Origin of the sequence: Olivibacter sp. EAT-5, assembly GCF_044784325.1 — a bacterium.
In the GTDB taxonomy this organism is placed as follows: Bacteria; Bacteroidota; Bacteroidia; order Sphingobacteriales; family Sphingobacteriaceae; genus Olivibacter; species Olivibacter oleidegradans.
The window spans coordinates 4,730,929-4,744,428 of the sequence record NZ_CP173028.1 but is presented as its reverse complement, the minus strand read 5'-3'; the positions used below and the strand labels follow the sequence as shown (position 1 = coordinate 4,744,428).

Sequence of the window (13,500 nt, the reverse complement as noted above, 5' to 3'; positions counted from 1 at the left end):
ACTATGCCATAATTAAAACCCGACTCTCATTTCCATATTTTATTTCATTGGCAAATGTTTCTTTTCCTCTTTCCAAGGGAATTAGCGATATGCCCCGACGTTCGTATTCTTTCTCGAGACTGGAGGACACCATCCCGGCACCTTTCCATGGTCCCCAATTGATTGCCATTACTCGACCTTTCATTTTCTTTCGTAACACCTCTGCATAATGATCCAGCACACTGTTTGCCGCTGCATAATCGGTTTGGCCTCTATTTCCATAAACAGAAGCTATGCTGGAAAAGAACACAATAAATTGCGTATCATTTCTCAATTGTTCAGCGAGTACGCGTAAGGGGGTCACTTTCGTACTAAAGACCCGTTCGAAGGAATCAGCCGTTTTATTTTCAAACAACTTATCTTCCAAAATACCTGCTCCATGAATTACGCCATCAATTCTGCCATATTTCTTATAGAGCTCCTGTATCAGAAGCACTAGCGCATCTTCATCTCTTACGTCAACAGCATGATAACTCACATTTGCACCTTGTTCCCTAATAGCCTGCATGCTACTTAGGATTTGTTGTGTTTTATGCAACTGTATTGTCCTTTGTTCAATCTCCGCAGGTGACTTGGAATACCCTTGCTCAATTAGGCTCTTTCTGATTTCCTCTTTGCTTTGCATGATAATCTGATTTGAGTCCACGTCACTCGGATATGAAGACCGGCCTACTAGCACATAATTACAAGGATACTCCTTCGCTAAATGTGTAGTTAACGCGGCGGTAATCCCTTGGGCACCCCCTAAAACAAGAACAACAGCATCCTTATCCATAACAAACGGACTTCTGTTTGCAGTCTGTAAAGGATCGTTCGTTTCTTTAACTGCATGTCTAAAATTATCTTTGTAATAGATAACTGATGGCTCATCCGTGCAAAGCATTTCATCAATCAATAAGTCAGGAATTTTATCTTCTTTTGTTTCATTCATAAAATGAATGGTCCGACATTTTGCCTGATCATATTCTTTATCTAGACTTTTAATAAAACCCGTATATCCCTGATAACTTCGTAGAAATTTGGGATCTTCATTCTTATCAACATGAGCACCGTGATCAGATAACACATAAACCCACTTAACACGGTTCATATCCAACGATTTTACCATGCGGACGGCATCGATAATATTTAATCGGTGATTAGATGCGACCATATCTAAAATTACCAGTCCGTCATAGCCTGCCAGGTCTTTTTCTTGTGGTACAATATCGACAATTGCGCCTCGTTCTTCCAGCTTCTCTTTAATCAGAAAACCGAGATTCCCATCGCGTGTAATGGCAACTTTTGCACCTTGCAAGGTATTAGGATATTCCTGTTTTAATAAAGCATGAACATCTGTCAATTCAAACTTGATCCGTTTCAATGTATCACTAAGTTCGTTATTTCCAAGTAAGGTGTCAACGAACGGCTTTTCTTTATCTGCAAGGCTTTTAGATTCACCGTTAGCTAATAGTTTGGCGGCTATCCAATCGATCAAATGATTTAAGGTTTTAAACGCAGATAGCTTTTCCATTTGCTCTTGGTTTTCCTCATCGCCAGGCATAATAGCCTCTAATTTAACTTTGAGTTCACCGATTATTTCGATTCTTTTGATGGAATCTATACTTAGATCAGCCTCCAAGTCGAGATCAAGACCGAGCATTTCCGTTGGGTATCCTGTTTTCTCGCTTACAATTCCTAGAATCATATCTTGGATATCACCTTTCTGAAGCGCAGGTTGTTGCCGGGTTATTTCCGTTGTTAAGGTTTCATTAACATCGTTTATAATGTTTGCGTCAAACCACCCAAGTAAACCATTAAGTGTTTTGATGGAAGCCAATTGTTCCACCATTTCATCTTGGCTTTTATTTTTAAACTGAAAGTTACTTAACTGTATACGCAACTCGCCAATAATTTCGAGTCTCTTAATGGAATCAATACTCAAATCTGCTTCCAGATCCAGATCCATTCCTAGCATATCCTTTGGATAACCTGTTTTTTCGCTTACCACCTCCATCAGAATCGTAGACAAAGGCTTTGTCGTTTTTGGACCGGATGTTATTAGTTCGTTTTCATTAGCTTTCTTACCTACAGGATCCGGAGATTGTTCTCTCTTTTCAATGAGACTAGGCATTGATACCGGAACCGTATTAGGATTTGTATGGATATAATTGTTCGTACTAGGCTGTCCTAGATAGGCGAGGAGGACATCCCGTTGTGCTTGAATTAGCATCTTCATACCTGCTAAATATTCCAAGGTAAGCTGCTCAGCAGATCCTTGTACCGATAAAGTATCACTTTTTGTGTTGTTTTGCACGGTCAGTTCTTTAAAATTAATGATAGGCTTCGTTACAGGCAGTGCACTGTAAGCGGGTAGTTTGCCTTGAGCAGGCATCGCCATCTGACCATCCACGAGCCAGATTGAGGAACTTTTCTTGAGTTTCTCCGGGTTGTCCAGATCTAACCAAGTTGCTTGTCGATCTGCAAATAAAACATCTATCTGTACGGTTTTCCCTGTAGCTATATATTGCGCTAAAGCCACTAATAGTTGGAAAATACCGTGTTTTCCATTTTCCTCTGTATGTATAACAACCTCTTCCTTGCCTAAAATCGACTTTGTCAAACTTGTTAGCGTCTTACCTGGCCCAACCTCAATAAAAATTCGGGCACCATTCGCGTACATTTCTTCTATTTGGTCTGAAAAAAGCACAGGATTGACAATATGAGAAGCCAAACGGTTCTTGATTTCGGTACTTTCCGTTGGGTATAAAGCAGCACTTGTATTTGACCAAACAGGAATGCTAGGCTGTTTAAATGAAAAACCGTTCAATAAATCAGCGTAAAGAGATTCCGCCTTTGCAATTAACGGACTATGAAAAGCACAGGCTACTTCCAGTTGCCGGTAGGAAATTTTTTGTTCCTTTAAGACCTGCATAAAGCTTTCCATCACAGCGGATTCGCCTGCTAGAACCCATTGCTGTGGAGAATTATGATTGACGGCGTATATGTTCTTTCTCGAAGACAACAACTGATCGATCATCGCTTTATCACCGTTTACGGCTACCATAATCCCCTTGTCGTCACCTGTCGAGGCCAAGATAGCTTCGGCTCTCCCTTTACTTAAAGCAACGAGATCCCCCTCATTGAACACCCCTGCAAATGCGAGTGCCGGAAGCTCTCCGTAGCTATGGCCTGCCAGCATATCGGGGATGACGCCAAGATCACTCAAAAGGTTAGCAATCGCTATATCTATTATTCCTAAAAGCGGTTGCGCCATACGCGTATCTTTAATGGCTTCCTTTTGCTTCTTTAAACTTTCTTCACTGAAAGCATTGCTAGGAAAAAGTATTTTTTCGTATGCCGGGTAACGACTGAGAAGTGATCTCATCCGTGGAAAGTTCACCAATAGCTCTCTAGCCATGTGTATTCGCTGACTTCCTTGACCAGCAAACAGGAAGGCCGTTTTTCCCTTAACCTCCTTTGTTATGTATGTATCCTTCGCATGCGTACCGGACAATACCAAATCTATCTTGAATTGCAGATCTGCTATGGAATCAGCGATTATAGATAATTGTACCGGAGCATTGCTATAGGTAGCAAGAGAGAACGCAATATCACGTAACTTTACCGAGTCGTTCAGATCAATTAATCGTTTTGTTTTCTTGAGTAGGAGACTGGCCTCTTCGTAATCATTTCCTCTGAAAACAAAGAGCTCCGCGGGCCATTGCTTCGTAACAGAGAACGGTATTTCCTTGTTATCTACATGATTGGAAATAACGGCATGAAAGTTCGTGCCGCCGAAACCAAAAGCACTAACTCCGGCTACTCGTTGTGGATTGGACCATAAACCAGCTTTGTCGGTAAATACAAACGGACTTGTTTTTTCGTTGTAAAAACCATTAGGTTCTTTTAAGTTAATAGTCGGCGGTTTAATTCCGTAATATACACTCAACGCACTTTTAATCAGGCCTGCCATACCCGCCGCGCATTTTGTATGCCCAATTTGGGTTTTAACTGAACCAAGATGGCTTTGTTGCGGGATGGCTCCGCTCTTAACCATTGCCTGCGTTAATGCACTCAATTCAGTGCGATCTCCAACCACCGTGCCGGTACCATGTGCCTCGAAGAGTTCAACAGATGATATGGATAAACCCGCCTGCGAATAGGCTCTTTCCAATGCCTTCGTTTGTCCGGCAAGTCGAGGTGCTGTTAACCCAAGACTCTTTCCATCGCTGGAGCCGCCTACACCTTTAATTACGGCAAAAATTTGATCACCGTCCTGTTGCGCATCTTCCAATCTTTTCAGCACAACCATTGCCACACCTTCGCCTAAAGCGATGCCATCAGCCTCCGCATCAAAGGTTGCGCATCGACCTTTTTTCGAAAGAGCATGTGTACTGGCAAACATCAGATAATCATTGATACCATTATGTAAATCCGCCGCTCCGGCAATCACCATATCAGATTTGTTGAGGATGAGCTCTTGACATGCCAAGTCAATAGCCGCCAGCGAAGAAGCACATGCAGCATCCACTGTATAATTGCGGCCACCAAGGTCTAATCGATTGGTAATTCGACCGGCAATTACATTTGCCAATACCCCCGGAAACGAGTCCTCAGTAAGTTTTGGTAAGGATTCATCAACTTCCTTCGGTATTTCGCCGAAAAATTGCGAGAAAAGTGCTCTGAAACTGTAATTATTGGCCAAGTCATTGCCACCTTCCGCACCTATGATAACCGATACATTCTCCTTATTAGCGTCCTTCGCAGCATAACCTGCATGTTCAAGTGCCCGCTTTGCAACAAGCAGACTCAACAGCTGTGTTGGATCAATAGCGGCCAACGACTGCGGGGGGATTCCAAATTCAAGCGGGTCAAATTCGATCTTCGGTATAAATCCACCCCATTTTGATGGAGATTTGCTGCCGTTGGTATCTAATGGATCATAATAAATCTCTTTATTCCATCTTTCATCAGGCACCTCCGTAATACAATTTTTAGCATCTAGTATATTCCGCCAAAAAGCGTCAATATCCTGTGCTCCCGGATAGATACATGCCATTCCGATAATAGCTATATCGATCGCATGATTGGTTGTTTCTGTTAAGGTAAAGGTCTCTGCATGTTCAATATGTTTATAATTGTTTTTGGCAACATCTTCGTGTAAATCAGCTATGGTTCTGATCTTATTGTTTAAAGCGGCTACCTGTCCGATCATGTACATACCCTTTTGATATTGCACATCCTCGTTCAGATATATCAGATTCTCAGATACCCGTTCGATTCCTTTGCTAGCGATGCGCAAACGCCCCACGTTTAACTGCTCCAATGATTCCCATATCTGCTTTTTATCGACACCATCCTTTTCAAGTCTCCGCTTTTCTTCTTCGAAGTAGGAGGTAAAAGGCGATTGCAAACATCTGGTTTCATGGCCGGGAGCAGTTTCTAACAGAACGGTTTCCGCCTGCTTTATCGCTTGTTCCTGAAAACCAGGCAGAATAGCACCCGAATCAACCGCCTCCTTTGTGTAAATATAAGCTGACCCCATGAGCACACCAATTTTTGCACCACCGATAGCTAATGGAGCACTCATGATGGATACAAAGGCACTTGAAAAACTATCATGTATTCCACCGGCAAAAAATAGTTCAAATGATGGTAGCTGTTCCTCTTTTAAAATACGCTCAATTTGAAGTTCCCAAAGTACCAGAGACGATAACGGACCAACGTGCCCCCCACACTCTCTTCCTTCGAATACGAACTTTCTTGCACCCTCTTTTATAAATAGGTCAAGAAGGGTAGGAGAAGGAACGTGCAAGAAGGTTTTAATTCCGGCTTTTTCAAAAGGAATCGCTTGGGACGGACGACCACCGGCTACGAGTAGGACAGGGGGCTTTGCCTCTAAAATGTAGCGAGACTGTTCCTCCCTTAATTCTTGCGGCGCAAAACCGAGGATTCCGACACCCCAGGTTTGGTCTTGAAGCACTTCTTTCGTTTTTACGATCAATTCTTTTGCTTTTTCACCCGTCATTAACGAAAGTGCTACAAAAGGCAGTGCACCTCCCAAAGATACAGCTTCCGCAAAACTTGGAAGATCACTCACTCGAGTCATTGGTCCCTGCGCTATTGGATAGCGTATCTTAAGCTCCTTCGCTAAAGGATTATCTTCTCTTAACACATGCTCAGTTTTGGCTTGCTTAATATGACCATTGATAGCTTCAAGTAAACCAGATGCGAGGTGATTGATTGTTTTATAGTTGCTAACAAGTCCTTTTGACAAGATAACATCTTGCCCCATAGGCAAATAAGAATCTTCCAGTGTATAGTTTCCATTCAAGTATGGAAGTAAATCCGAGAAAGTAGCACCTTGGGGAAGTTCCGGTGCATTAGGGCGATTTAATACGCGGAAGTTACCGACTAATTTAGTTTCGGTGCCGTTTAATTTTTCAATGACATTTTTTAGCGCTTGCGGTGCCTTACATTCCGGGAATAACGATAGTTGATTATCCATTACGATTCCGTCCGCTCCTAATCCAATAAGTGCTGCGGCAGAATGAATCCCTATACCACCTTGTACCCATACTGATAGACTTTGCAGATCAAAATCCTGGATCACATGCTGGAATAGAATATAAGTGGCTTCATAGGCAACATGACCTCCCGATTCATTTCCCTTAATAATAATTGTTTTTGCACCTCTGGCCTTGGCGAGTCTTGCCTCTTCCACAGAATAAACTTGAAAAATAATTTCTACGTCAATAGCCTCCATTGAGATTTCGTTAGAAAATGGCATAATAATATAGGCTACAGACGATGGAAGTTCCTTTGATGGAATGTGGGAGTCAGGAAAACAAAGACCTATGGACTTTGGCTTATAGGATTTTATATTATCGTATATTTTTTCTATCTGATCGTGATTTCTACCGATATGGAGAACCGGTACAAAAGGGGTTTTACTAAGTGCCTTCAATAAAGCCAAATCAGGAAGCTCGAAAGGGGTAATACCAATCAACTTTGCTGTTTTCATGATGCTAATAATTATAAGTGTAGTAAACGATAAAAAATAGTTGGTTGGATTTTTTTCGTTTAAGGAATCTGCTTATTGTTCTGTTTCATAAATTTGATGAACTATTATGTGAGGTTCTTACGAAGGCCAAATCAGCATTCGTTTTATTAATTTGCTTTGTATGTGCATAAATTCAAAAGCGAACAAAGAAATAGAAGAGGTGTCTTTAAATTACAATATGCAATCATCATTCTTTTGTGTTTGCCTCGAATAGCGTGAGATTATAACAAAGCATTTCTATCTGTTATTTGTGATGCAAATTAGTAAATGATGGACTTTTTTCTTTTGTTCATTTTGTTCATTGGTTTTTTAAAGCAAATCGGCAACATTTCAACTGTTTTTCGATCGGTAATGATGGTTTTGTTGATTTTTTGTTAAGAAAACATTAAAGAAGCTCGATTCCATGTTAAATACGCATAAAAAAAGTTCCAAATATTATGCGAGCGCCCTCCGCATTAGCATAAATCTAATGCGGTACCAAAAAACATGCTAAGCCTATTCTGCGTCATCATGTGCTAAAATGAAGTGTCTGACACTTTAGTAAAAAACATTCGATTATCCAGCTCCCTAATTCACACAAAAGCTTAGTAATATATGTTAACTATTCTAAATTCGGACAGTTATGTTAAAAGTAAGCAAGCAGCAGTTGCGCTATTGTAATGATAGTTCTGATGGTTATACTCGGGTAAAAAAGGGGAAGGGATATTGCTATTTAGACATCAATAAAAAGCCGATCGTTGATAAAGAATTAATAAAAAGAATAAAAAGTTTAGTGATTCCGCCAGCTTGGAAAAACGTTTGGATAAGTCCTTACGATAATGGCCACCTTCAGGCCACCGGATTAGACGATAAGGGGAGAAAGCAATACTTATATCACCCGCTATGGAACGAAACAAGAGAAAAACACAAAATTAATCGTATCCTCGCCTTTGGAAAGGTACTACCATCATTGAGAGAGGCGATTACGGCTGATTGCAGACAACGAAACCTTGGTAAAGACCGCGTTTCTGCCATTGCACTCAGCATCATGGAAAACACTCTTATGCGCGCCGGGAACGACCGCTATCGACGGGAGAATAACAGTTATGGATTAACGACCTTACGAAGTCGACATGTAAAAATAGAAGGACAAATTGTTACTTTTAACTTTACAGGAAAAAAGGGCAAAAAGCACAACATTAAACTCAGTAATCGTAGTTTGACTAAGAGACTTCGTCAGGTTATGGAAATTCCAGGCCAAGAGGTTTTTCAATATTATAATGACGATCAGGAAATCTGCTCCTTAGATTCCGGCGATTTAAATGAATATATCCAAAGGCACACCGGACAGAACTTTACGTCAAAGGATTTTAGAACATGGTATGCAACCTTATGGGCTTTTAAGTACCTACTTGAGCTAAGCACTGAAGAGCAACAGGTGAAGTCTTATAAAAAGAACCTAAATGCCTGTCTCGATTTCGTTGCTAAAAAATTGGGAAACACAAGAGCCGTATGTAGAGCTTCATATGTTTGTAATGACTTAATTGATGCCTATTTAGCGGGCAGCTTGCAAAGCTATCTTCGCAAAACTACTAGCGATGAAATGAAATCGCTGCCTATTCATGAAGTCGAACCACTCTTGATAACATTTCTTCATAACTTAAAGAAAAGCCAGCAAATCCCATTGAGATTAACTTCTTGATTGATCCAAATAGGACGAAGTGATTATTCAACTATTCATCCGAGCACTAAGGAGAGAAAAAGCCTGATCAAGGAACGAAATTTGCTTTTCGTTTATCAATCGTTTTGCTTCGTCTATGGAAAACCATCCAGCCTTGTCTATTTCGGGAAACTGTTGTATTCTTCCCGATTTGGGAGGCCATATCATCTCAAAGGTATTACTTCGGACGTTATCCAAGTCCATATTCCCTTCCAACAACCAGCATAGGACTTTCTTTCCGCCCTTTTGAATCACAGGGTCCAGCTCAATAAATTCGCCTTCAATGGAGCATCCCGTCTCTTCCTCAAATTCGCGTTTTGCTGCGGAAAGTGGAGGTTCGGCATTTTCAAACTCTCCTTTAGGGATCGTCCAAAAGCCCTGATCTTTTTTCGCAAAAAATGGCCCACCGGGGTGAACGAGGAAAAACTCCACCTTTCCGTCTTTTAGTCGATAAAGCAAAATACCTGCGCTTCTTTTCATAAGTATAAGGGCTCTTTAATTGACAAATGTATACCTTCTGTCAGAGAAAATCGAAGAATCAATCTGAATTGCGTTTATTTTTACAGGAGCTGCCACATATTTATACTTTTGCACAAATTATAACTCATGACTAAAACTAAACTAACAATCAACGAAAACGGCTCCCTAAGGGTGGAAGGAGAATTTGAAATAGTTGACAAAAACGGTACACCATATGGTTTGGATGGACGCACGGTTGTATCGATCTGTCGTTGCGGCCTGTCATCAAAAAAACCGTTTTGCGACGGCTCTCATAAAGGACATTTCGAACACGAAGCAATCGCGTTCGATCTCCCGCCGAAAAAATAGAACAACGGTTCTCCAAATTTAAAAGCAGTTGTCATTCAAGGCAAATTGCGTCATAAAAGGGTGTTGCTTGCGACACCCTTTTATGCTAAATTTGTTATCTGAATTAAAGCGTTTAAGGCGGTATTTTAACATTAAAACCTCGTTCCATGAAACATATCTCTTTACTTAATCCAATAGGCGAAACGAGCTTGAGTAGCATGGAAGCCACCTATAAAATGTTCTCTAAAATTAATGAAGCGCTACAAAGCACCGGAAAGGAAGCTCTTTTCGACATTCAGATAGTGGGCCTTTCAGACGAAGCAGTTTCATCGGGCAGAATCTTTAGCATACGTTCTGACACGACGATTCATCAGCTAAAAAAAACAGACCTCATTGTTATTCCTGCTATTCACGGAAATATGAAAGATATTGTAGCCGTAAATCGTGAATTTGTGCCTTGGATTCAAAAGCAATATCAACTTGGGGCCGAAATTGCCTCATTATGTGTCGGTGCCTTTCTTTTGGCCTCTACTGGCTTGTTAAACGGTAGAAGCTGCACAACGCATTGGTTATCGGCTAATGAATTCAGTAGTATGTTCCCACACGTGAAACTGATGCCATACAAGGTTATTACGGACGAAAGGGGAATTTATACAAGTGGGGGTGCCTACTCGTCGCTAAATCTCATCCTGTATTTGGTGGAGAAATTTGCCGGGCGTGAAATGGCCATTCGATCATCGAAAATGTTTGAAATTGATATCGAAAGAAACAATCAATCTCAGTTTATCATCTTTCAAAGACAGAAAGATCATGAAGATTTAACCGTTCGGCGTGCACAGGAGCTTATTGAGGAGAATTTCCGCGAACGCATTACCGTTGAAGATCTTGCGGATAAATTGGCCACCGGAAGAAGGAACTTTGAACGACGCTTTAAAAAGGCAACCGGCAACACGATCTTAGAATACATACAACGCGTCAGAATTGAAGCCGCCAAGTTAAGTTTTGAGACAAGCAATGAAAACGTAAATGAGGTAATGTATAACGTGGGCTATAGTGATTCCAAGTCCTTTCGGACAACCTTCAAACGTATCACGGGCCTTTCACCAACACAATATAAAAGTAAGTATAATAGACAGATTGCCGTTTAAATAGAATAAGAACTTCAGAAGTACTAAAAACCAATAGATGCCCATTTTGTTAGATAAAGATAGAGATAAACCCGTCTTTTAGATTTATTTAATAGAATAATGGAAATTGTAATCATCATTGCACTCATTCTTATCAATGGCCTTTTTTCGATGAGTGAGCTCGCCTTGGTTTCAACCAGAAAGTTCAAGCTGGAAGCTTCAATAAAGAAAGGGGATACGGGGGCAGCTAAAGCGCTCGAATTAGCCAACAATCCAACGACCTTTTTATCAACGGTTCAAATAGGTATTACGCTTGTTGGTATTCTCACCGGACTTTTTAGCGGCAAAAGTTTAACGCTGACCGTGGCCAACTATTTAAGAAGCATCGAGTTAATCGCCCCTTACGCGGAATCAGTTGCAGTCTTTTTAGTCGTTTTATTTATTACCTATCTTACTATTGTATTCGGTGAACTCATTCCAAAACGGATAGGTTTGCATTATCCTGAGGCAATTGCGACAACTATCGCGGCGCCAATGACCATACTTTCCAGAATCTCTTTACCTATTATCTGGATTCTGACGAAAACCAGCAATCTTTTTTTTAACTTATTTGGAATAAAGGACTATCATGATGAGGCCGTCTCTGAAGAAGAAATAAATGCCATCATTAAAGATAGTACGGAGGGAGGGGAAATACAACCAATAGAACAAGATCTTGTCCGGCGTGTTTTTTCATTAGGAGATAGAAGGGCCGGCGAACTAATGACTCATCGCATGGATCTTGTTTGGATTGATATAAACGATAATTGGGAGACCATAAAATCAAAAATCCGAAGTCGACCTCATTCGGTTTATCTGGTATGTGAACGATCGTTGGATAATTTACTAGGACTGGTTTCGGTTAGGGAACTTTTTCTGCAAGAATCCTCCACTTCTTCACCGAACCTGAAGCGCCATGTCAGAAAAGCGCTGTTTGTTTCGGAATATACCGCGGCCTATCGAGTTTTGGAGCTATTAAGAAGCGCACAGCAGCATTATGGAATCGTTTTAGATGAATATGGTGATCTTCAGGGACTGATTTCTATCAATGATATATTAGATGAATTGATAAGTGATAAGACGGATACAGCAAACGATTATCAAATTATACAGCGTTCTGAAAATACATGGTTAGCTGACGGTCAGTTGCCCCTCTTTGAATTTATTCAATATTTCAAGGTGTCTGATGTCCCTGAAACCAATAATTTCACCACGCTGGGAGGTTTATTGTTAAAACTGTTAGACCATATCCCTACCTTGACTGAAAAAGTTAGATGGAATAATTTTGAGCTTGAGGTTGTTGACATGGATGGAATGCGTATCGATAAGATACTTATTACCCGCATTCCCGAATAGCCTATTACAAGGACTGAAGAACTTCGCCGATTATGCTAACACCCTTGTCAATATCGTCACGTTGTATTACCAAAGCTGGCCGAAAACGAATGCTTCGCTCTCCACATCCCAACAATAACACATTTTTATCAAGGCTTTTCTTTAAAAAATGATTTCGACTTTCTTTGTTCGGAAAATCAAAAGCTGCTAGTAATCCTCGACCTCTAACATTATTAATTATCGTGTACTTGTCTGCTAAGGTCAAAAGCTTTTGCTGTAAATATTCACCGAGTTCGGCGGCTTGCGAAACGAGCTTGTCTTCTTCAATGATTTGCAAAATTTTAGTCGCTCTTACCATGTCAACCAAATTTCCGCCCCAAGTAGAATTAATCCGTGAGGGAACCTTAAAGACATTTGTTTTTATATCATCAATTTTTTCGCCTACTAAAATGCCACAGACCTGCATCTTCTTCCCGAATGCGATAATATCAGGCCTCGCCTTCGCCCCAAAATGTTCATGGCACCAAAATTTACCTGTTAAACCTACGCCGGTCTGCACCTCATCGTAAATTAAAAGCGCATCATTTTCATTCGCTAAAATACGTAGCTGTTCCAAGAACTCTCTCCTTACGTGATTATCGCCACCCTCAGATTGTATAGGTTCAATAATAATAGCGCAAATATCATCTCTATTGTCGGCAAAAGCTTGCTTAATTTGAGCTAGCGACTGTTCTTCGCGTTTAAGAAGATCTTCATATCCTTGGTCAGTAAAAGGAAATTCGATATACGGAACGCTCACTCTGGGCCAGTCAAATTTGGCAAACCATTTCGTTTTCTCCGGTTGTGTATTGGTCAAACTAAGGGTATAACCTGTACGACCATGAAAAGCTTTCTGAAAGTGTATAACTTTAAACCCTCTTTCTTTAATATATCCCTTTTGGAAATTTTTTTGTACTTTCCAATCCATTGCTGTTTTCAGCGCGTTCTCCACGGCCAAACCACCTCCCGCAATAAAAAAAGCGTGCGGTAAATAAGAGGGAATCCCCACACGATCAAATGTGTCTACAAATTTAGCGTACTGCATTGTATAAATGTCCGAATTAGATGGATTTGTTAATGCTGCTAGTAGTAAATCTTCTTTGAAATCGCCATCATTTAACATTTTAGGATGGTTATAACCCAGTGGTACGGAAGCAAAGCAAGTGAAGAAGTCGAGAATTTCTCTGCCATGCTTTGAATCGTACATCATAACGCCTTGGCTCTTCTTTAGATCCAATGTTAAGTCATAACCATCAGTAAGTACGTGTTTACCAATAATGGCCTGTGCATTTTCGGGAGTAATGGAGATCCTGTTCATAAAATGCTATTGATTTGGTTTATTATCAAACATAAGATAAAATTTCAAAAAA

7 protein-coding genes are annotated in these 13,500 nt (G+C 40.6%); 4 read left to right on the top strand and 3 right to left on the bottom strand.

Translation table 11 applies throughout. The features are described from left to right. Position 1: 1 nt before the first annotated feature. Positions 2-7,045: an SDR family NAD(P)-dependent oxidoreductase gene (locus ACH11B_RS19720; protein WP_377608914.1), complete on the bottom strand. Its 7,044-nt coding sequence runs from the start codon at positions 7,043-7,045 to the stop codon at positions 2-4. Between the two features lie 661 nt (positions 7,046-7,706). Between ACH11B_RS19720 and ACH11B_RS19715 the strand changes: the two genes are divergently transcribed. Then, complete coding sequence (locus tag ACH11B_RS19715) at positions 7,707-8,765, top strand: DNA topoisomerase IB (RefSeq protein ID WP_377608916.1); 1,059 nt, start codon at positions 7,707-7,709, stop codon at positions 8,763-8,765. Positions 8,766-8,792: 27 nt separating this feature from the next. Here the strand turns inward: ACH11B_RS19715 and ACH11B_RS19710 are convergent, their stop codons facing one another. Next, entirely contained in the window at positions 8,793-9,263 is a 471-nt protein-coding gene (locus ACH11B_RS19710) for an NUDIX domain-containing protein (RefSeq protein WP_377608918.1), read from the bottom strand. A 126-nt stretch (positions 9,264-9,389) separates the two neighbouring features. On the opposite strand from ACH11B_RS19710, the gene ACH11B_RS19705 reads away from it, so the two are divergent. From ACH11B_RS19705 to ACH11B_RS19695, 3 genes are all read left to right on the top strand, one after another. Further along, positions 9,390-9,611 carry a CDGSH iron-sulfur domain-containing protein gene (locus tag ACH11B_RS19705; RefSeq protein ID WP_013666936.1) on the top strand — a complete coding sequence of 74 codons (222 nt, stop codon included), beginning with the start codon at positions 9,390-9,392 and terminating at the stop codon, positions 9,609-9,611. A gap of 146 nt (positions 9,612-9,757) precedes the next feature. Beyond that, positions 9,758-10,738 carry a GlxA family transcriptional regulator gene (locus ACH11B_RS19700; protein ID WP_130855987.1) on the top strand — a complete coding sequence of 327 codons (981 nt, stop codon included), beginning with the start codon at positions 9,758-9,760 and terminating at the stop codon, positions 10,736-10,738. Between the two features lie 99 nt (positions 10,739-10,837). Continuing rightward, positions 10,838-12,112: a hemolysin family protein gene (locus tag ACH11B_RS19695; protein WP_377608920.1), complete on the top strand. Its 1,275-nt coding sequence runs from the start codon at positions 10,838-10,840 to the stop codon at positions 12,110-12,112. Between the two features lie 4 nt (positions 12,113-12,116). Here ACH11B_RS19695 and lat read toward each other — a convergent pair whose 3' ends face one another. Beyond that, positions 12,117-13,448 carry an L-lysine 6-transaminase gene (gene lat, locus ACH11B_RS19690; protein ID WP_377608922.1) on the bottom strand — a complete coding sequence of 444 codons (1,332 nt, stop codon included), beginning with the start codon at positions 13,446-13,448 and terminating at the stop codon, positions 12,117-12,119. Between the last annotated feature and the right edge of the window lie 52 nt (positions 13,449-13,500).